The sequence below is a fragment of the Pseudoduganella sp. jia 9 genome, assembly GCF_055502615.1.
Genome location: NZ_JBUPWE010000001.1, coordinates 379,487 through 399,511 on the forward strand (window position 1 = coordinate 379,487; position 20,025 = coordinate 399,511).

Sequence of the window (20,025 nt, forward strand, 5' to 3'; positions counted from 1 at the left end):
GATCAAAGCTTACTTGGAAGCAGGGGCAAGTGTCTCATCGCGGGGATCGCGGGCCAGCATCCGGGCCACCAGCACTTCCGGCTTGACGCCGTCGAACAGCATCGATGCCACGCCGTTGGTGAGCGGCATGTCCACGCCCAGCCGGGCCGCCAGTTCGCGTACGGCCTTGGCGCACGGCACACCTTCGGCCACGTGGCCCAGTTCGGCCACGATCGTCTCCAGCGCCTTGCCTTGCGCCAGGGCCAGGCCCACGCGGCGGTTGCGCGACAGGTCGCCGGTGCAGGTGAGGATCAGGTCGCCCATGCCGGTCAGGCCCATGAATGTTTCGATATTGCCGCCCAGCGCTGTTCCCAGCCGGGTCACTTCGGCCAGGCCACGGGTGATCAGCGCCGCGCGGGCATTCAGGCCCAGGCCCATGCCGTCCGCGCAGCCGGTGGCGATGGCCATCACGTTCTTGACGGCACCGCCGACCTCCACGCCGATCAGGTCGTCGCTTGAATAGACACGCATCGTGCCGCCGTGCACTGCCGCCACCACGCAGTCGCGCAAGGCAGCCGAGGTGGAAGCAATGGTCAGTGCGCACGGCAGGCCGCGGGCCACTTCCTGCGCGAACGATGGGCCGGACAGCGCGCCGCCGGCGATATCGTCGCCCAGCACTTCATGGAAGATCTGGTGAGGCAGCAGTCCCGTTTCGTATTCGAACCCCTTGCACAGCCAGACCAGGTTGGGAATCGGCCGGCCTTTCAGGCTGTGCAGCAGCGGCCGCAGGCCGGCCACCGGCGTTGCCGCGATCAGCAGGCCATCGTGGCCGTCGCTATCGCGCTGGGCATGGGCAACCGCCGCGTCGAAATCGGCCGTGACCTGTAGTGCGGGAGGAAACGGGAAGCCCGGCAGGTAATGCGTGTTGTCGCGTGCAGCGGCAATCTCGGCCATGGCCTCGGCGTTGCGGCCCCACAGCATCACATCATGGCGCGCAGCCACCGCGATCGCGACGGCCGTGCCCCAGGCACCGGCGCCCAGTACGGTAATACGGCGCCGGCTCGGTTGTTTCTCTTGCATGTCAAATACCCCAGATGTCGCTGCTGCGGACGAAACCGGCCAGGCCGTCGCGGTGACGAACCTTGATCCAGCCGTTCGCGCCGGGCTCGCCCAGCTCCAGCAGCACGCCTTTGTCGGCCGTGAACACCACGGCGGACGTGTCGTCCTCGGCCGTGCGAACCTTGACGTTCGGCACGCGCACGATGACGTTGCGGCGGGAAGAAAGGCCGCGGGCGGGCGTCCAGGCCAGGTCGCCGGACACATCGCGCACCTTGACCCAGTCGCCATAGGTCAGCACGATTTCCAGCGGCGCGCCGCGCGGCACGATGAACAGCTTGACGCCCTTCGTAGAAGGCGCGTCGTACAGCACGGCGGGAGCCGCGCCAACCGTCTTGAAATCGGCAGCCCAGCTGGCGGTGCTCAGCAGCAGAGCGGCCCCTATTATCAAGCGGGTAATACTCATTGCAAAAAACTTTCGTCCAAAATGATCAAAGGCCGCAATGGGCCTTTGATATGGGGGAAAGCGGCAGGCGAGATCGCCGGGCCGCTTCGGTTCAGCCGATTACTGAACGGTGTTGGTGCCTTCGGCAGCCTTGCCCTGCTGTTCAGCGATCGCCTGCAGGCGCTGCTGGTAGAACACTTCGAAGTTGATCTCGGCCAGGTGCACTGGCGGGAAACCGGCACGGGTGATCAGGTCGGCGATGTTTGCACGCAGGTACGGGTACACGATGTTCGGGCAGCCGATGCCCAGCAGCGGATCGAGCTGTTCGGCCGGGATGTTGCGTGCTTCGAAGATACCTGCCTGCTTGCCTTCCACCAGGAACGCCACTTTGTCGGCTACCTTGGCGGTCACGGTGATCGTCACCGTGGATTCGAAGATGCCTTCCTGCAGGGGCACGGCACCCACGTCCAGGGCCACTTCGATCGACGGAGCTTGCTGTTCCAGGAAGATCGCCGGGGAATTCGGCTGTTCCAGCGACATGTCTTTCAGGTAGACGCGTTGGATTTGGAATACGGGTTGCAGGTTTTCGTCAGACATGGAACGCTTTCAATGAAATGGACAGATGATTATCGTCGTCCGCCCCGAGCCGGTTGTGCTGGCCTGGATCAAACGCGTGGGCAATTGTAGCAAAACAAATATGCCTGCCAGCCTTTTTTTGCCCAGCGTTGTGATTTTATTAATCCGCGATCCGTCAGCCGTTCAGCAGCGGATCCAGGCGGCCGGCCTGGTCCAGCGCATACAGGTCGTCGAAGCCGCCGACATGGGTCTCGCCCACGTAAATCTGCGGCACCGTGCGGCGGCCCGTCTTCTGCATCATCACCTGGCGCTGCTCCGGATCGAGGTCGACACGGATCTTGTCGATATTCTTGATGCCCTTGCTTTCCAGCAGCCGCTCGGCGCGGATGCAGTAAGGGCAGATGGCGGTGGTGTACATGGTTACTTGAGCGGTCATGGCGGTAATCCTTTCTTTATTTGGTGATTGGCAACCCCTGGGTTTTCCACGCTTCGATGCCGCCGTCGAGAACGACCACATCGGCGAATCCCGCCTTTTCCAGAATCTTTGCGGCGCCATAGGCGCGCGTCCCTTTTTGGCAGACGACCACGGCCGTCCTGTTCTTCAGCTTGTCCAGCTCGCTGCTACGCTTGGCCAGTTCGGCCAGCGGAATATTCCTGGCATCCGGCAGGTGGCCCTCACCAAAAGCAGCAGCGTCGCGTACGTCCACAATGGTGGCTTTGGCGCGGTTTATCAACAGCGTTACCTGCTGCGGGCTCGCCTTTTTACCCCGTTGCGTCAGCGCGGGCCACAGCAGGGCGCCGCCGGACAACAGGGCAATGCCAACAAGAAAGATATGGTCGATGATGAATTTCACTTAGCTTCCATTGGTTGAAGTCAATCCGCGCATTATAAAATAGAAGACGAACAACGGCCCTGGCCGACGATTTCCTATCCTACCCTCCTGAGAAGATTGCTCTATGTACAAAATTGTTTTCATGCGTCATGGCGAGTCCACATGGAATCTCGAAAACCGTTTTACCGGCTGGACCGATGTGGACCTGACCGAAAAAGGCGTCAAGGAAGCGAAGTCCGCCGGCGAGGTGCTCAAGCGCGAAGGCTACACGTTCGACCTGTGCTACACCTCTGTGCTCAAGCGTGCCATCCGCACCCTGTGGCTCACGCTCGATGAAATGGACCTGATGTACCTGCCGGTCAAGAACGACTGGCGCCTGAACGAGCGCCATTATGGCGCGCTGCAGGGCCTGGACAAGGGCGAGACCGCCGCCAAGTTCGGCGACAAGCAGGTGCTGGTCTGGCGCCGCAGCTACGACATTCCGCCGCCTTCGCTGGAAGAGGGCGACGATCGCGCCTCGTTCAACGACCCGCGCTACGCCGGCCTGCCGAAAGAGCAGATTCCGCTGACCGAATGCCTGAAGGACACGGTGGCCCGCGTGCTGCCGGCATGGAACGAGGAAATCGCGCCGCAGATCAAGGCCGGCAAGCAGATCCTGATTTCCGCCCACGGCAACAGCCTGCGCGCCCTGATCAAGATGCTGGACAATATCAGCGACGAGGAAATCGTCGGCCTGAACATCCCGAACGGCCAGCCGCTCGTGTATGAACTGGACGCCGACCTGAAACCCATCCGCCACTACTACCTGGGCGATGCGGAAGCGATCGCCGCCGCGCAAGCCGCGGTGGCCAACCAGGGCAAGGCCAAGTAACGCTCGATGCCAGTCAACCGTTCGCGGCGCGCCGGCGCCTGGCTTGCCGCACTCGGCGTGGCCGCGGCGCTGGCATTCGGCGGGGGCGATGCCCTCGCCGCAGCCAAACAGACCAACCGCAGCAAGCAGAAGGCCGTCGCCGAGGCGGAGCGCGCCGCGCTGCAGCAGAAGCTCAATGCCCTGAAGCGCGACATCGGCCAGACCGAAAGCGCGCGCGAGGATGCCGCCGACACGCTGGCCGAATCCGAACAGGCAATCTCGAACGCCAACCGCCAGTTGCGCGAGCTGGCCGACGAAACCGCCGCCACCACGTCGAAAATCGCCGAGCTGTCCGCCGAACGCGAACGGCTGGCGGCGACCATCGCCAGCCAGAAGGGCCAACTGGCGAAACTGCTGCGCGAACAATACGTGGCCGGCAACGAAGACCGGATCAAGCTGCTGCTTTCCGGCGACAATCCGAACCGCATCAACCGCGACCTGCAACTGATGTCCTACGTGTCGCAGGCACAGGCAAGCCTGATCGAATCGCTGCGCACCAACCTGGCGGCCGTGGAAACCAATCAGGCCGAGGCGCAGAACGCGCGTGACGAGCTGGTGGAAATCGCCCAGGAAGAAGGCCAGCAGAAAACGCTGCTGGAACAGCAGAAAGCCAGGCACGCCGCACTGGTGGCGACCTTGTCGCAAAAGCTCGATACGCAGCGCAAGGAAGTCGGCCGCATCGAGCGCGACGAACAGCGCATGGGCGCGCTGGTCGTCCGCCTCAACAAGCTGATCGAGGAGCAGGCGCGCGCCGCCGCGGCCGAGAAGGCGCGCCAGGAACGGCTGGCCGCGCAACGCGCCGCGAAGGCCAAGGCGGAAGCCGAAGCACGGGCGCTGGCGGCAGCAAAGGCCAAGGCCGAACGCGAGCGCCTGGCGCGCGAGCGCCGGGAACAGAAGTCCACGCAGAAGCCGGAACCAAGGATCGCCCAGAAGCCCGAATCCAGGCCCGAGCCGAAACCGGAACCGAGGATCGCCCAGCGTGAACCGGTGAAACCCGAGCCGCGCGAGGAAGCCGCTGCCCGGCCTGCCGACGTGGCGCTGGCGCCGGCTGCGCCGGCCGGCGCGTTCGCCAGCCTGAAAGGGCAGATGCGCGCACCGGTGTCCGGCCGCGTGGCAGCGCGCTTCGGCAGCAAGCGCGGCGATGGCCCGAGCTGGAAGGGCGTCTTCATCCTGGCCGGCGAGGGCACCGAAATCCGCAGCGTGGCCCAGGGCCGCGTCGTGTTCGCCGACTGGCTGCGCGGCTTCGGCAACCTGATCATCGTCGACCACGGCGGCCAGTACATGAGTATCTATGGCAACAACCAGTCGCTGCTCAGGCGCGTCGGCGACGTGGTGAAAGGCGGCGACGTCATCGCCGCCGCCGGCAACAGCGGTGGCAACGAGGAATCGGGTTTATACTTCGAGCTGCGTCATCAGGGCCGGGCGTTCGATCCCGCCGGGTGGGTGAAGTTCTGACAACATGACCGGTGCCAGGCATCTTTCGGGGAAAACGCCCGGGAAGGTGCTCGGCACCAGCGCCTCTCCGCAACTCTGTCGTACCTCAGTGGAACATCAATGGGTAACAAACTCAAGAGTATCGGCCTGATCGGCCTGGGCATGGTGGCCGGCATGGCTGCCACCATGAATTTTTCCGCGCTGGCGCAGCGGATCGACGCCCCGCTGCCGCTGGAAGAACTGCGCCAGTTGTCGGACGTATTCGGCCTGATCAAGAGCGACTACGTCGAGAACGTGGATGACAAGAAGCTGTTGCAGGAGGCGATCGCCGGCATGGTATCGTCTCTCGACCCGCACTCGGTGTACCTGGACGAGAAGGCGTTTCGCGAAATGCGCGAATCGGTGCAGGGCAAGTTCGTCGGCATCGGCATCGAAGTCTCCACCGAGGATGGCTATGTGAAGGTGGTGTCGCCGATCGAGGATACGCCGGCGTTCAAGGCCGGTATCCGCTCCGGCGACCTGATCACCCGCATCGACAACGTCCCGCTGAAAGGCATGTCGCTGGACGAGTCGATCAAGAAGATGCGCGGCGAGCCGCGCACCAAGGTCGTGCTGACGATTTCCCGCAAGGGCGAGGACAAGCCGATGATCGTGCCGGTCATGCGCGAGGAAATCCGCGTGCAGAGCGTGAAGGCAAAGCTCGTGGAGCCCGGCTACGCGTGGCTGCGCATCTCGCAGTTCCAGGAGCCCACCGTCGAGGAGATGGTCAAGAAGCTCGCTGCGCTGTACGAGAAGAACCCCGATATCAAGGGCATCGTGCTGGACCTGCGCAATGACCCGGGGGGCGTGGTGCCGGGCGCGATCGGCGTGTCGGCGGCCTTCCTGCCGAAGGATTCGGTGGTCGTGTCCACCAACGGCCAGCTGGCCGATTCGAAACAGACGTTCTACGCGCGCCCCGAGTACTACGCCGGCCGGCATCCGGGCGATCCGCTGGCGAAGCTGCCGGCGGCCGTGAAGACCGTGCCGCTGGTGGTGCTCGTCAATGCCGGTTCCGCTTCCGCTTCCGAGATCGTGGCCGGCGCGCTGCAGGACTACAAGCGTGCCATCGTGATGGGCAGCACCACCTTCGGCAAGGGCTCGGTGCAGACCCTGCGCCAGCTGACCGCCGATACCGCCGTCAAGCTGACGACCGCGCGCTACTACACGCCGAAAGGCCGGGCGATCCAGGCCAAGGGCATCGAACCGGACGTGCATGTCGATGAAACGGCCGAAGGCGATGGCCTGAACAGCCTGCGGCTGCGCGAGGCGGACCTGCAGAAGCACCTGTCCGGCGACGACAATGAAACCCGCCCCGTGCGCCACGACGAGCTGGAAGAAGAGCAGCGCATCCTGGCGCTGGCGAAAAAGCAGAAGCCGGTCGAATTCGGCAGCAAGGACGACTTCCAGCTGGCCCAGGCCCTGAATCACTTCAAGGGCTTGCCGGTGAAACTGGCCAAGGCCGACACGCCGGCGGAAAAGGGGGCCGAGGAGATCCTCGTCAAGCCGGAAACAAAGACGGACGTGGTCAAGCCGGAAGACAAGAAGGCGCCGCCATCGCAGGTGAAGTAATCCATGAATGACGAACAGCTGCTGCGTTATTCGCGGCACATCCTCCTCGACGAGATCGGCATCGAAGGCCAGCAGAAGCTGCTCGCGGCGCGCGTGCTCGTCATCGGCGCCGGCGGCCTCGGTTCGCCCGCCGCGCTGTACCTCGCATCGGCCGGCATCGGCCACCTGACCATCGTCGATGACGACGAAGTCGACCTGACCAACCTGCAGCGCCAGATCGCCCACACCACCGCCCGCGTCGGACAATCCAAGGCCCTCTCGGCAAAGGAGGCGGTCGCGGCGATCAATCCCGACGTGCAGGTGACCGCGCTGATCGAGCGCGTCGACGATGCGCGTCTCGCCGAACTGGCCGCGGCCAGCGACGTCGTCCTCGACTGCACCGACAACTTCAAGACGCGCCATGCCGTCAACCGCGCCTGCGTGGCGGCACGCGTGCCGCTGGTATCCGGTGCCGTGATCCGTTTCGACGGCCAGGTCAGCGTGTTCGATCCACGCAGTGCGGATGCGCCATGCTACTCGTGCCTGTTCCCGCAGGACCAGGCCTTCGAAGACGTGGCCTGTTCGACGATGGGCGTGTTCGCGCCGCTGGTGGGCGTGGTCGGCGCCATGCAGGCGGCCGAGGCGCTGAAAATCGTGATGGGCATCGGCAATTCGCTGGCCGGACGGCTGCTGATGCTCGACGGCCTGCGCATGGAGTGGACCAGTATCGGTGTAGGCCGCGCCGCCGGCTGCCCGGTGTGCGCCATGTAGGCCGCGGGCGGGCTTCCGGTAACTTCTCTTTACCTCCTTTTTCACCGTCGTGTAGCAATTCGGGCTTATACTTCAGCACTTTCGCTTTTTCACCGTGTCCTGAAGCTTCATGAAAAAAGGTCTCCATCTCACGCGCCGCGCGCGTGGTTTCACCCTCATTGAAATCATGGTCGTCGTCGTCATCATGGGCGTGCTGGCCGCGCTCGTGGTGCCGAAACTGCTGTCGCGCACCGGCGAATCGAAGGTGGCCGCGGCGAAGGTCGACATCGCCACCATCATGCAATCGCTGAAGCTGTACAAGCTCGACAATACCCGCTATCCGACCACCGAGCAGGGCCTGCAGGCACTGCTGGTGAAACCCACGTCGGGCCCGGCCGCCAACGGCTGGAAGGAAGGCGGCTACCTGGAAAAGATGCCGAAGGATCCGTGGGGCTTCCAGTACCAGTACCTGTCGCCGGGCATCAAGGGCGAGGTGGACGTGTTCTCGACCGGCGCCGACGGCCAGCCGGGCGGTACCGGCGAGGATGCCGACATCGGCTCCTGGGAAAACTAAGCAGCGGATCGCAGCATGCGCCAGCGCGGCTTCACCCTGATCGAGCTGCTGGTGGTGCTGGTCATCATCGGCCTCACGCTAGGGCTGGTGATGGCGAACATGGCGCCGAGCGGTCGCCAGGCCATGCAGCAGGAAGCGCAGCGCGTGGCCTTGCTGCTGCAGCTGGCGCGCGACGAAGCCATCGTGCGCAACCGGCCGATCGCCTTCGAGGCCGGCGCGCAGGGTTACCGCTTCCTGGTGCGCGAAGGCCGCGAATGGAAGACGCTGCCGCAAGACGACATGCTGCGCGAACGCGCCTTCAAGCGCACCCCGATGACCCTGCTGCTCGATCCCCCGACCAATCTCCCCGGCGCGCCGATGCGCATCGTGTTCGGCCGCGAGCCGGTCGACAAGCCGTTCGTGCTGACGCTGGCCTACGGCGATGTGCGCACCGCGGTGCGCGCCGACGGCATCGGCCATTTCACGGTGGAGTGACATGAAGCGAACGGTGGAGAGGGCGCAGGCGGGTTTCACGCTGCTCGAAGTGCTGGTGGCGCTGTTCATCGTCGGCACCGCCCTGGTTGCGGCGTTGCAGGCGATCGGCAGCCTGACCCGCAACAGCGAAGGCTTGCGCACGACCATGATGGCCACCTGGTCGGCCGAGAACCGGCTCGTGCAGATTCGCCTGGCGGGAGTATTCCCATCGGTCGGCAAGACCTCGTTCGCCTGCCCTCAGGGCGACCTGCAGCTGCAGTGCGAAGAAGAGGTGATCATCTCGCCGAACCCGCTGCTGCGGCGCGTCGAAGTTTCCGTCTACGACACCGCCAATCCGCAGCGCCGCATCATCAAGCTGGTGCAGCTGGTGCTGAAATGATGCGGCGCGCGCGCGGTGCCGGCGGCTTCACGCTGATCGAACTGCTGGTGGCGATCACCGTGCTGGCGATCGTGGCCGTGCTGGGCTGGCGCGGGCTGGACAGCATCCTGCGGTCGCGCGCGGTGTTGACGCAGCAGATGGAACACACGCGCGGCATCCAGCTCGCCTTTGCGCAGTTGCAGAACGACCTGGAACAGCTGGCCAGGAACGATGTGATCGGGCCGCGGCAGAACCTGGTGGCTGACAACCTGCGCCTGATCTTCGTGCGCACGCATGCGCCGGACCATGGGCCCACGCAGCTGGTGGTGGTCAGCTACCGCCTGCGCAACGGCGTGCTGACGCGGCGCGAATCGCCCGCCACGCGCGATCTCGTGCAGCTCGACGCGTTGTGGCAGGTCGCCGTCTCCGATGCCGATCCGGTGCCCGGCGTGGGCCTGCATGCCGGGGTGGCGGGCATGGGCGTGCGGCTGTGGACCAACGGTGCCTGGACACTGCCGCAAAATAATGCGGGCACGACGACCAGCACCGGCACCGGCACCGGCACTGGTAGCGGCACAGGCACCGGCACCGTCGGGGTGACTCAGCCGACCGGCCTGGAGATGTCGCTGCAACTGATCAACGAACCGAACCCGATGGTGAAGGTCTTGCTGCTGGGGGCGACATGATGCGCCGGCCGCCAACCGGACGGCGCCAGCGCGGCGTCGCCGTCGTCACCGCGCTGCTGCTGACAACGCTGGCGGTGACGATCGTCGCCAGCCTGTTCTGGCAGCAGCAGGTGCAGGTGCGCTCGGTGGAGAACCAGCGCCTGCACCTGCAGACGCGCTGGATCCTGCGCGGCGCGCTGGACTGGGCACGGCTGATCCTGCGGCAGGATGGTATCGACAGCCAGGGAAGCATCACGCGCGCCGATGGCGTGTGGGCCACGCCGCTGGCCGAGACGCGGCTGGACCAGTACGTGGAGCGCGAGCGGGTCGAAGGGGAGGACTACGATGCGACCTTGCAGGGTCAGATTTTCGATGCACAGTCGCGTTACAATCTGACGAACCTGGGCCAGGCCGGCGCCACGTCCGCCACGGAAGTCAGGGCATTCGGGCAACTGCTGTCGCTGCTCCAGCTCGACGCGGGCCTGGCGCAGGCGGCCGCCCAGTACGCCACTCGTGCCGCCGCACAGCAGGCCGGTGCGGGCAGTGCGCCGATGGCGTTCCAGCGCGTGGAAGACCTGCTGGCGGCGGGCTTCCCGCAGGCGGCGGTCGAGCGGCTGCGCGATTATGTGGTCGTGCTGCCGGTGCCGACCGGGGTGAATCTGAATACAGCGTCGGCCGAGGTGCTTGCCGCGGCTGTCGAAGGCATGTCCATTGCCGAGGCGCAGTCGCTGGTCGCAAGCCTCAAGCGCAACCCGATGGACAAGGATAAGTTCATCGCACGCGTGAAGCAGCAGGACCCGGGCCGGCAGGTGCTGACGGATCTGGTCGCGCGCAGCGACTGGTTCCTCGTGCTGAGCCAGGTGCGCCTGGACCGTGCGGCACTGGAATCATGGTCCCTGATCCGCCGCGGGGACCAGTCGCGGGGTTATCAGACCTCGGTCGTGTGGATCCGGGAAATCTAAGGAAAGCAAACCGTTTTGACCACTCTCTACATAAACTATCCGGCCCGCGCGGCCGCGGCCGACATCGGCGCCGCGTGCACCTACGCGCAGGTGGGCGATGGCGGCAACGTGATGCAGCAGGGCGCCGGCGCGCTGGGCAAGCTGGGCGACCTGGTGGCGGCCAGCCGCAAGGTCGTGCTGCTGCTGGCGGCCGCCGACGTGACACTGCTGCGCGTGGCAGTGCCGCCGCTGTCCGGCAGCCGCCTGAAGGCCGCCATCCCCAATCTCGTCGAGGAGCAATTGCTGGGCGACCCGGACGACTGCGTGTTCGCCCTCGGCCCCGTGCAGCCGGGCAGCAGCGAGCGCACGGTGGCCGTGGTGCAGCGCGCCTGGCTGGACGTGCTGGTCAAGGCCCTGGTGCAGCAGGGCGCGCGCGCGGTGTCCGCACTGCCGGCGCAACTGTGCCTGCCGCTGGCGCCCGGCGGCGTGTCGGCATTGCTGGCCAATGACGAAGGCGGCATCGAACTGACCCTGCGCACCGGCCAGTACGAAGGCATCGGCCTGGCATTGCCGGCACAGCCGGAAGGCGCGCTGCAGGTGCTGCGCGCGCTGGCCGGCGAGGCGCCCGTCACGCTGTACGTACCGGCCGCACAGCGCGCGCACTATGAATCGCTGCTGGCGGCGGTACCCGCGCCGGCGCCGGGTATCGCACTGGAAGAGGATCACTGGGCGCACCGGATCGCCGCCGGCAAGGCCGTGCAGCTGGACCTGGCGGCCGGCCTCGGCGCCGCCAGCGGCGCCCGCGCGCGCGCCTGGAAGCAATGGCGCTGGCCACTGCGGCTGGCGCTGCTGGCGGTGCTGGTCAATATCGTCGGCCTGAACGTGGAATGGCTGCGCATGAAGCGCGAGGCCGAAGCGTTGCGCTTGTCGATGGTGCAGATTTTCCGTGGCGCCTACCCGAATGAAAAAGTGGTGCTCGACCCGGCCGCGCAACTGCGCAGCAACCTTGCGCGCGCCAGGGTGGGCGGCGGCGAGATGGCGGGGGACGATTTCACGGCGCTGGCCGCCGCGTTCGGCGAGGCGCTGGGAGCGCTGCCACGGCGCGATGTCGTGGCCGGGCTCGACTACCGCGAGCGCGCGCTGGTCGTGCGCCTGAAGCCGAACAGCGTCGATGGCGCGGCACTGGCAAAGGTGCAGGCGCAACTGGCGCCGCGCGGGTTGACGCTGACGGAAACGGGCGCGGGAACATGGGAATTGCGCACGGGAGGCAAGTCATGAGCGAAACATTGAAGGGAACGGCAGGCAACCGCCTCGCCGGCCTGCGCGCATCGGTTGAAGGATTCTGGAGCGCACGCACCGAACAGGAGCGCCGGTTCCTCGCCGTAGGCGGCATCGTCGTCGGCCTGGCGCTGGTCTACGCGGTGCTGATCGACCCGGCGCTGACGGGCCGCGAACAGCTGCGCAAGGACCTGCCGCTGCTGCGCCAGGAAACGGCGGAAATGCAGGCGCTGGCGGCCCAGGCGGCGCAACTGGGCGCGCAGCCGGCAACGCAGGTGCAGCCGCTGTCGCGCGAGACGCTGAACGCGGCGCTGGCCGCCCGCGGCCTGAACCCGCAAAACCTGGCCGTGACCGGCGACTACGTCAAAGTGGACTTCAAGGGCGTGCAGTTCGCCGGCCTCGTCACATGGCTGGACGCCGCGCGGCGCGATGAGCGGCTGGCGGTGCAGGAAGCGAAAATCAGCGCACAGGGCGGCAAGGAGGATAGTGCCGGCCTGGTCGACGCCACGCTGACATTGCGCCAGGAAGCGGGCAGCCGATGAAGCGTTTCATCTTGTGGTTGCTGGCGATCGCGGCCACGGCCATGCTGACCTTGATCGTGTTCTTTCCCGCCACATGGGTCGCCGCGCTGGTGGAAAAGCAGACCGGCGGGCGGCTGACGCTGGGCGACGCGCAGGGCACGCTGTGGCGCGGCTCCGCCTTTGTCGGCGGTTCCGCCAGCGGCAACAGCGCGGTGACGCCGCTGCTGCCGGGGCGCTTCGCGTGGAAACTGTCGCCGCTGTCGCTGCTGGGCAGCGTGCGCATGGAGCTGGAGAATCCGCAAGCGCTGACGCAGCCGGTCACCTTCACGGGCAGCTGGCGCGCCTGGCAACTGAGCCCGGCGGCATTGCTGCTGCCGGCGGACGGCTTGTCCGGCCTGGGCGCGCCGCTGAACACGCTGGCGCTGTCCGGCCGGCTGCAGCTGGCGTGGACATCGCTGGCGCTGGCGCTGGAAAACAGGAACATCCTGGTCAATGGCGTGACCACGCTGCAGATGCAGGACGTATCGTCGCGGCTGGCGCCGATCCGGCCGCTGGGCAGCTACCAGCTGGCGCTGGACTGGAAAGGCCAGCAGGCCGCCGTGGCGCTCACTTCCACGAAAGGGCCGTTGCTGCTGTCCGGCAGCGGCCAGCTGCGCAACGGCCGGCTGCAATTCTCCGGCCAGGCCGAAGCTGCCGCCGGCTACGAAGACACCTTGGGCAACCTGCTCAACCTGCTGGGCCAGCGCCGTAATATCGGCGGTAAAAACATCATCGCACTCGAGTTCAGATAATGAAAACTGCAAGCAAATATCAACTTCCCGCGCTGCGGCGCCTGTCCGCCGGTGCGCTGCTGTGCTGCGTGCTGTCGTCTTCCGTGGGCCCGGCCTGGGCCGCACCGCAGGATGAAGCCGCGCTGAACTTCGTCGGTGCCGATATCGAATCCGTCATCAAGGCGGTGGGCCACTACACCAACATCACGTTCCTGATCGATCCTCGCGTAAAAGGCACGATCACGCTGGTATCGGAGAAATCCATCAGCAAGTCGCAGGCTTTCGCCCTGCTGACCTCCGCGCTGCGGCTGCAGGGCTATGCGATCGTCAGCGGCGACGGCTATGCCAAGGTGGTGCCGGAAGCGGAAGCCAAGCTGCAGGCCACGCCCACCATCGTGAAAGGGCAGGCCGCGCCGAAGGGCGACCAGGTGGCCACCCAGGTATTCCAGCTCAATCATGAATCGGCGTCGAACCTCGTCAGCGTGCTGCGCCCGCTGATTTCCGTCAACAACACGATCAACGCGAATCCCGGCAACAACACGCTGGTGATCACCGACTATGCCGACAACCTGAAGCGCCTGTCGAAGATCATAGCGGCGATGGATACCCCGGCCAGCGCGGATATGGATGTGATCCCGGTGCGTTATGCGATCGCCAGCGATATCGCTTCCATGATCAACAAGCTGATGGAGCCGGGCAAGGGCGGCGATGGCGGCGGGCAGGTATCGGTGCTGGCCGACCCGCGCACCAACTCGCTGGTGCTGCGCGCGCCGTCGGTGGCGCGTGCCAACCTGGCGCGCTCGCTGATCGCCAAGCTGGACTTGCCGACGTCGAAGTCGGGCAACGTGCACGTGGTGTACCTGAAGAACGCCGACGCCACGCAACTGGCGGAAACGCTGCGCGCCGTGATGTCGGGCGAAACGCCGGCCAATGGCGGCACGTCGGGCAATGCGCTGAACAACCAGGCGACGATGCAGACGGGCGCCAACAACACGATCGGCCAGACCGGCACCTCGTCGCAGAATACAGGCCCGACCAATCCGCTATTGTCCGGCAACCGCACGGGCACGCAGGGCACGGCGGGCAACAGTACGGCCGGCTTCATCCAGGCCGACGCCTCGACCAACACGCTGATCATCACGGCGCCGGAAGCGATCTATCGCAACCTGCGGGCCGTGATCGACCAGCTCGACGTGCGCCGCTCCCAGGTCTATATCGAGGCACTGATCGTCGAAGTCTCGGTCGACAAGGCATCCGAATTCGGCGTGCAGTGGGTTGGCGCATCCGGCAACAGCAACAGCGATTACCGGATCGGCGGCCTGCAGTCGTTCTCCAGCGGCGGCAACAACCTGGTCAACGTCTACAACGGCGATGCGGCACCGAGCAACGGCCTCACCGTCGGCATATTCAAGCAACTGGCGGGCGGCAAGCTTGGCCTGGGTGCGGTGGCCCACACGCTGGAATCGACAGGCAATGGCAACATCCTGTCGACGCCGAACATGATCACGCTCGATAACGAAGTGGCCACGATCCGCGTCGGCCAGAACGTGCCGATCCTGACCGGCCAGTTCACCACCACTTCCGGCACCAACAGCAACCCGTTCCAGACCATCGACCGCAAGGACGTGGGCCTGACGCTGAAGGTGAAGCCGCAGATTTCCGAAGGCGGCACCATCAAGCTGGCGATCTACAACGAATCGTCGTCGGTGGACCAGTCGTCGCTGACCGCCGCCTCCGGCATCATCCTGAATACCCGCGTCATCGAGAACAACGTGATCGCCGACGACGGGCAGATCATCGTGCTGGGCGGCCTGATCGAGGATACCGCATCGGACGGCCTGGAGAAGGTGCCCGGCCTGGGCGACATTCCCGTGCTGGGCAACCTGTTCAGGTACAACACGCGGGCGCGCAAGAAGACCAACCTGATGGTGTTCCTGCGCCCGGTGGTGATCCGCAACAAGGAGCAGAGCATGAGCCTGGCCGCGGACCGCTACGACTACATGCGCGCCTCCGGCGCCGAATTCACGCCGAGCGACACGATCCTGATGCGCCAGCTGGGCCAGCCGCAATTGCCGGCGCTGAACAACGGCGTGCCGGTCGGTTCGCCGACAGTGGCCGCGCCGGTGCCGGCGGCGCCCGTGCCGGCCGGCGCGCCGGGAGCGGCCGAGTCGGTGCAGCAGCCGACGCAGCAGCCGACGCCGCAGCAGTGATGCTGGCTCACATGAACATGCACATGAGCAGGCAGCATCATGGATAATCTTCTCCCTTACGCATTCGCCCGCGACTTCCTCGTGCTGGCGAGAGGCGGCGAGCGCGATGGCACGGTCGAGGTGCTGGTGTCGAACGCCACCGCACCGTCGGCGATCGCCGAGGTGTCGCGCCGCTTCGGCCGCATCCAGCTGACACCGCTGCCGCGCGCGCAGCTCGAGGAAGCGATCGCGGCGGCCTATGCCGGCGCCGGCGGCGACGTATCGCAGGTGGCCGATGAATTCGATGCCGACCTGGACCTCACCCGGCTGCTGCAGGACGTGCCGGCCATCGAGGACCTGCTCGAATCATCGGACGATGCGCCGGTCATCCGCATGATCAATGCCCTGCTGACCCAGGCGCTGCGCGATGGCGCATCCGATATCCACGTCGAGCCGTTCGAGCAGATTTCCGTGGTGCGCTTCCGCATCGACGGCGCGCTGCGCGACATCGTCAAGCCGAGAAAGGCGATCCACGGCTCGCTGATCTCGCGCATCAAGATCATGGCGCAGCTGGACATCGCCGAGAAGCGCCTGCCGCAGGATGGCCGCATCACGCTGCGCGTGGGCGGCAAGCCGGTGGACGTACGCGTATCCACGCTGCCGACCGGCCACGGCGAACGGGCCGTGCTGCGTTTGCTGGACAAGGAAGCCGGCCGCCTCGACCTGCAGCACCTGGGCATGAGCGAGCCGATGCTGGCCGAGTTCAACGGGCTGCTGGCCCAGCCGCACGGCATCGTGCTGGTGACCGGCCCGACCGGCTCCGGCAAGACCACCACGCTGTATGCCGCGCTGTCGCTGCTGAACTCGACGACGACGAACATCCTCACCGTCGAGGACCCGATCGAATACGACCTGGCCGGCGTCGGCCAGACGCAGGTGAATTCGCGCATCGACATGACGTTCGCGAAGGCGCTGCGGGCGATCCTGCGCCAGGACCCGGACGTGATCATGATCGGCGAAATCCGCGACCTGGAAACGGCGCAGATCGCCGTGCAGGCGTCGCTGACGGGCCACCTGGTGCTGGCCACCCTGCACACCAACGATTCGGCATCCGCCGTGACGCGCCTGCTGGACATGGGCATCGAGCCATTCCTGCTGTCGTCCTCGCTGCTGGGCGTGCTGGCGCAGCGGCTGGTGCGCAAGCTGTGCGGCGAATGCAAGACTTTCGATGGTTCCCAGTGGCACGCGGTCGGCTGCGAAGCATGCGGGCAGACGGGCTACCAGGGCCGCGTCGGCATCTACGAGCTGCTGCAGACGACCGACCGGATCCGCGCGCAGATCCACGACCGTGCCTCCGAAGCGGCGATCAAGGATACCGCGCTGGCCGATGGCATGACCACGATGCGCGACGACGGCGAGCGCTGGCTCGCCAACGGCACCACCACGCTGGCCGAGCTGCTGCGCGTGGCCAAGGATTGAGATTGGGGATCAACTGAATGGCGGCATTCCGTTATGAAGCGGTCGACGCGGGCGGCGCCACGAAAAAGGGTGTCGTCAACGCCGACAGCGCGCGCGCCGCGCGCGCCGACCTGCGCGCCAAGGGACTCGTACCGATCAAGGTCGATACCATCACGGCGCAGGTGGACGCGAGCGGCGCCACAACCCGGCGCGGCCTGGGCGAAAAACTGTCGACGACGGAGCTGGCGCTGTTCACGCGCCAGCTGGCCAGCCTGCTGGAAGCCGGCCTGCCGCTGGAGCAGGCCTTTACCGCGCTGCTGGAACAGGCCGAGCGCCCGTACGTACGCGACCTGATCGCATCGATCCGTTCCGAGGTGATCGGCGGCGCCGCGCTGTCCGACGTCCTGAAACGCCACCCGCGCGACTTCGCCGAGATCTATCGCGCGCTGGTGGCGTCCGGCGAGCAGATCGGCCAGCTGTCGCGCGTGCTGTCGCGGCTGGCCGACTACATCGAGCGCCGCAATGCGCTGGTGCAGAAGGTGCGGCTGGCGTTCACCTATCCGGCCATCGTCACGGTGGTGGCGTTTGCCATCGTGATCTTCCTGCTCACGTACGTGGTGCCGCAGATCGTGTCGGTCTTTTCGAATACCAAGCAGAAGCTGCCGCTGCTCACGGTGATCATGCTGGCGGTGTCGGACTTCGTGCGCAACTACGGCCTGATCGTGCTGGTATTGCTGATCGGCGCCTGGGTCGCATGGCGCCGCGCGCTGCAGAACATTGCGCTGAAGACGCGCTGGCATACCTGGCTGCTGACCGCGCCGCTGTACGGCAAGTTCGAGCGCAGCCTGAATACGTCGCGCTTCGCCAGCACGCTGGCGATCACCACCGGTTCCGGCGTGCCGATCCTGCGTGCGCTGGAAACCAGCCGGGATACGCTGTCGAACGTGGCCATGCGCCAGCTGGTAGAGGAGGCCAGCGATGCGGTGCGCGAGGGCGTCAGCCTGGCGCGGGCGCTGTCGGCGCAGAAGCACTTTCCGCCGATGCTGATCCACATGATCCGTGCCGGCGAGATCACCGGCGAGCTGCCGGCGATGCTCGAGCGCGCCGCCGCCGCGCAGGAAGCGGACCTGGAGCGCCGCACGCTGACCATCGCCGGGTTGCTGGAGCCGGCGCTGATCCTGGCCATGGGCGTCGTCGTGCTGCTGATCGTGCTGGCCGTGCTGATGCCGATCATCGAGATCAACCAGCTGGTGCGCTGATGGCCGCCGCGAGATTCTTACCGGAGTTTGCATGAACCGTATGCCGCATCACCTTCCCACCATTGCAACCCTGGCCGCCGTGGTGGCGCTGACCGCGTCCACGGCCTACTGGAGCCTGCAATTGTTCAAGCCGCAGCAGCGGCAGATCGCCGTGGTACCGGTGCAGGAAACACCGCCGCCGCCGGTCGATGCGGCGCTGGGGCTGTTCGGCGGCCAGGCCACGGTCGCTACCGCCAGCACGTACGAGTTGCGTGGCGTGGTGGCCACCCGCGACGGCCGCGGCAGCGTGGCCATCATCGCCACCAGCGGCGATACGCCGAAGGCCTACCCGGTCGGCAAGGAAGTCGCGCCGGGCGTCATCGTGCAGGACGTCCAGCCGCGCCACGTGACCTTGCTGGACGGCGGTGTGCAGAAGCGCCTCGATCTGCTGCCGGACGCCGGCGTCTCCTCGACCACCGCCGCGCCGCTGCCGCCCGTGAACCGCGCCGCACCGCCGCCGCCGGCCCCCATGCCCACGCCACAGCCTTCGGTATCGCCGCTGGTCACGCCGCCGGCCGGCACGCCCGTCGGGCCCGCCGGCCAACCCGCGCCGATACACACGGCCCCGGTCCAGCGTCCCGTCACCCAATAAAAAAGGTTCATCGCACTTTGCCGGGGAACGCATTCTTGATTTTCAAGAAGAAGTAGGATGCGTCCCGGAATCCGTAAGCCATGCGTTTGATCACTTTGATGCGATTGTTGACGCCTTCCAGGATGGATGAGTTCATCGGATAGATGGCCGAAGCCAAGATACCGCGCCGGTATTTGGCCAAGCGTTTAGCGAACTGGATCAGCGGTGCGATCTGGCTTTCCAGGGCGAGCTTGAGCCAGGTTTTCCATCGACGAGCACCTTCCCAGGCCGATGGCGCATACCAGATCTCTTTCAGTTCGGTCTTGAGCAGGTAGACCGTTGCCAAGGGCTGGTTGGCGGCGAGCAGTTCGTCAAGTTTGATCGCCTGGTCGGTTTTGAGATTGTCGCGATTACGCAGCAAAAGCCATCGGCTGCGCTTGATGACCTGACGGGCTTTTGGCTCTGCACGTAGTGCATTGGCTTGATCGACCCGTACCCGGTCAACGACTTCGCGGCCAAAACGGGCCACGACATGAAATAGGTCGTAGACCACCTCGGCATTGGGGCATTGCTGGCGCACTTCGAGATCCATAGCCGTGTTCATGTCCATCGCCACGGCTTCAATCCGCTGGCAGCCTTCCGGTCCCAGCATCTCGAAAAATGGCCGGATCGCTTCCCGGCTATTGCCTTCTCCAACCCACAATACGCGCATCCGTTCAGCATCGAGCGCGACAGTGGCATAGCGGTGTCCCTTGTGCAGGGCGAATTCGTCCATCACCAGGCGCCGTACACCCTCTGCTGAGAAGTCAGCATGCAAGTGCTTCAAGCGCCGATGATCGATCTCTTTGACGGTATGCCAGTGTAGGCCGGTCAGCCGGGCCACATGTGCTATCGGAAGCAGTTGCGCCAGCGCCTCGACCCACAGGCGCACACGATGCGTAATGCGTGAACGCCGGTCAAGCCAGACAATGTGCTCGGCAACCCGTGCATTACAGTGATGGCAGTCCAGTCGCCGCACTGGCACATCAAGCCAGACGCGTTTGTCCAGAATATCGCGGTCGCGCACCTTGCGTCTTCGGCGCTCATGCACCAAGGCGCAAGGCTGGCGGCACGACCCACACAAAGCATCACTTGTCGGACAGGGTTCGAGAACGATCAGCAGGGAACCGTCTTTCTGTTCTTGGACGGAGTCGAGAATATGGCCTTCCCAAAACGGGAGAGACGACATAGCATTGAGCATGGCGGTGGTTTGAAAGATTGACTTGTTTGGCGACTATCAATCTACCAACTTCAGACCCCCGCCACCACTTCCTGCTCAGATCGTCAATCCCGTCTTCCCCCATTCCCCGCGAAGAACC

General features: G+C 65.6%; 22 protein-coding genes. 16 read left to right on the forward strand and 6 right to left on the reverse strand.

Translation table 11 applies throughout. The features are described 5' to 3' along the window. Positions 1-9: 9 nt before the first annotated feature. The 5 genes from ACY34H_RS01725 to ACY34H_RS01745 form a co-directional block, all read right to left on the reverse strand. A complete protein-coding gene (locus tag ACY34H_RS01725) occupies positions 10-1,059 on the reverse strand; it encodes an NAD(P)H-dependent glycerol-3-phosphate dehydrogenase (protein ID WP_464975751.1) in 1,050 nt (349 codons plus the stop codon). Position 1,060: 1 nt separating this feature from the next. Then, positions 1,061-1,501, reverse strand: coding sequence for an SH3 domain-containing protein (locus ACY34H_RS01730; RefSeq protein ID WP_464975752.1), 441 nt, complete (start codon positions 1,499-1,501; stop codon positions 1,061-1,063). 99 nt (positions 1,502-1,600) lie between these two features. Further along, positions 1,601-2,077 carry a protein-export chaperone SecB gene (secB, locus tag ACY34H_RS01735; RefSeq protein WP_464975753.1) on the reverse strand — a complete coding sequence of 159 codons (477 nt, stop codon included), beginning with the start codon at positions 2,075-2,077 and terminating at the stop codon, positions 1,601-1,603. 154 nt (positions 2,078-2,231) lie between these two features. Further along, positions 2,232-2,492, reverse strand: a complete 261-nt coding sequence (gene grxC, locus ACY34H_RS01740) for a glutaredoxin 3 (RefSeq protein WP_464975754.1) — start codon at positions 2,490-2,492, stop codon at positions 2,232-2,234. Positions 2,493-2,508: 16 nt separating this feature from the next. Next, positions 2,509-2,910 (reverse strand): rhodanese-like domain-containing protein, encoded by a 402-nt coding sequence (locus ACY34H_RS01745; RefSeq protein ID WP_464975755.1) that lies wholly within the window; start codon positions 2,908-2,910, stop codon positions 2,509-2,511. Between the two features lie 103 nt (positions 2,911-3,013). Here ACY34H_RS01745 and gpmA point away from each other — a divergent pair, with 103 nt between their 5' ends. The 16 genes from gpmA to ACY34H_RS01825 all read left to right on the forward strand — a co-directional run bounded on the left by gpmA (position 3,014) and on the right by ACY34H_RS01825 (position 18,688). Further along, positions 3,014-3,760, forward strand: coding sequence for a 2,3-diphosphoglycerate-dependent phosphoglycerate mutase (gpmA, locus tag ACY34H_RS01750; protein WP_464975756.1), 747 nt, complete (start codon positions 3,014-3,016; stop codon positions 3,758-3,760). A 6-nt stretch (positions 3,761-3,766) separates the two neighbouring features. Continuing rightward, entirely contained in the window at positions 3,767-5,254 is a 1,488-nt protein-coding gene (locus ACY34H_RS01755; RefSeq protein WP_464975757.1) for a murein hydrolase activator EnvC family protein, read from the forward strand. A 99-nt stretch (positions 5,255-5,353) separates the two neighbouring features. After that, positions 5,354-6,841 (forward strand): S41 family peptidase, encoded by a 1,488-nt coding sequence (locus ACY34H_RS01760; RefSeq protein WP_464975758.1) that lies wholly within the window; start codon positions 5,354-5,356, stop codon positions 6,839-6,841. A gap of 3 nt (positions 6,842-6,844) precedes the next feature. Beyond that, positions 6,845-7,591 carry a HesA/MoeB/ThiF family protein gene (locus ACY34H_RS01765; RefSeq protein WP_464975759.1) on the forward strand — a complete coding sequence of 249 codons (747 nt, stop codon included), beginning with the start codon at positions 6,845-6,847 and terminating at the stop codon, positions 7,589-7,591. A 109-nt stretch (positions 7,592-7,700) separates the two neighbouring features. Further along, positions 7,701-8,144: a type II secretion system major pseudopilin GspG gene (gene gspG, locus ACY34H_RS01770; RefSeq protein WP_130186645.1), complete on the forward strand. Its 444-nt coding sequence runs from the start codon at positions 7,701-7,703 to the stop codon at positions 8,142-8,144. 15 nt (positions 8,145-8,159) lie between these two features. Continuing rightward, the gene (gene gspH / locus ACY34H_RS01775; RefSeq protein WP_464975760.1) at positions 8,160-8,618 is read left to right on the forward strand and encodes a type II secretion system minor pseudopilin GspH; all 459 of its coding nucleotides are present in this window, start codon (positions 8,160-8,162) and stop codon (positions 8,616-8,618) included. A gap of 1 nt (position 8,619) precedes the next feature. Continuing rightward, positions 8,620-8,997 (forward strand): type II secretion system minor pseudopilin GspI, encoded by a 378-nt coding sequence (gspI, locus tag ACY34H_RS01780; protein WP_464975761.1) that lies wholly within the window; start codon positions 8,620-8,622, stop codon positions 8,995-8,997. After that, positions 8,994-9,662 (forward strand): PulJ/GspJ family protein, encoded by a 669-nt coding sequence (locus tag ACY34H_RS01785; RefSeq protein WP_464975762.1) that lies wholly within the window; start codon positions 8,994-8,996, stop codon positions 9,660-9,662. The genes gspI and ACY34H_RS01785 overlap by 4 nt, the downstream gene beginning before the upstream one ends. Further along, positions 9,659-10,603 (forward strand): type II secretion system minor pseudopilin GspK, encoded by a 945-nt coding sequence (gspK, locus tag ACY34H_RS01790; RefSeq protein ID WP_464975763.1) that lies wholly within the window; start codon positions 9,659-9,661, stop codon positions 10,601-10,603. The genes ACY34H_RS01785 and gspK overlap by 4 nt, the downstream gene beginning before the upstream one ends. Before the next feature lie 15 nt (positions 10,604-10,618). Beyond that, positions 10,619-11,860 (forward strand): type II secretion system protein GspL, encoded by a 1,242-nt coding sequence (gene gspL / locus ACY34H_RS01795; protein ID WP_464975764.1) that lies wholly within the window; start codon positions 10,619-10,621, stop codon positions 11,858-11,860. After that, positions 11,857-12,402: a type II secretion system protein GspM gene (gene gspM, locus ACY34H_RS01800; RefSeq protein WP_464975765.1), complete on the forward strand. Its 546-nt coding sequence runs from the start codon at positions 11,857-11,859 to the stop codon at positions 12,400-12,402. The genes gspL and gspM overlap by 4 nt, the downstream gene beginning before the upstream one ends. Continuing rightward, a complete protein-coding gene (gene gspN, locus ACY34H_RS01805) occupies positions 12,399-13,172 on the forward strand; it encodes a type II secretion system protein N (RefSeq protein WP_464975766.1) in 774 nt (257 codons plus the stop codon). The genes gspM and gspN overlap by 4 nt, the downstream gene beginning before the upstream one ends. Beyond that, complete coding sequence (gene gspD / locus ACY34H_RS01810) at positions 13,172-15,361, forward strand: type II secretion system secretin GspD (RefSeq protein ID WP_464975767.1); 2,190 nt, start codon at positions 13,172-13,174, stop codon at positions 15,359-15,361. The genes gspN and gspD overlap by 1 nt, the downstream gene beginning before the upstream one ends. A 39-nt stretch (positions 15,362-15,400) precedes the next feature. Beyond that, positions 15,401-16,819: a type II secretion system ATPase GspE gene (gspE, locus tag ACY34H_RS01815; RefSeq protein ID WP_464975768.1), complete on the forward strand. Its 1,419-nt coding sequence runs from the start codon at positions 15,401-15,403 to the stop codon at positions 16,817-16,819. A 17-nt stretch (positions 16,820-16,836) separates the two neighbouring features. Beyond that, the gene (gene gspF / locus ACY34H_RS01820; RefSeq protein WP_464975769.1) at positions 16,837-18,057 is read left to right on the forward strand and encodes a type II secretion system inner membrane protein GspF; all 1,221 of its coding nucleotides are present in this window, start codon (positions 16,837-16,839) and stop codon (positions 18,055-18,057) included. 31 nt (positions 18,058-18,088) lie between these two features. Beyond that, the gene (locus ACY34H_RS01825) at positions 18,089-18,688 is read left to right on the forward strand and encodes a type II secretion system protein N (protein ID WP_464975770.1); all 600 of its coding nucleotides are present in this window, start codon (positions 18,089-18,091) and stop codon (positions 18,686-18,688) included. 7 nt (positions 18,689-18,695) lie between these two features. On the opposite strand, the gene ACY34H_RS01830 is transcribed toward ACY34H_RS01825, so the two are convergent. Then, positions 18,696-19,907, reverse strand: a complete 1,212-nt coding sequence (locus ACY34H_RS01830; protein ID WP_464975433.1) for an ISL3 family transposase — start codon at positions 19,905-19,907, stop codon at positions 18,696-18,698. Positions 19,908-20,025: the final 118 nt, after the last annotated feature.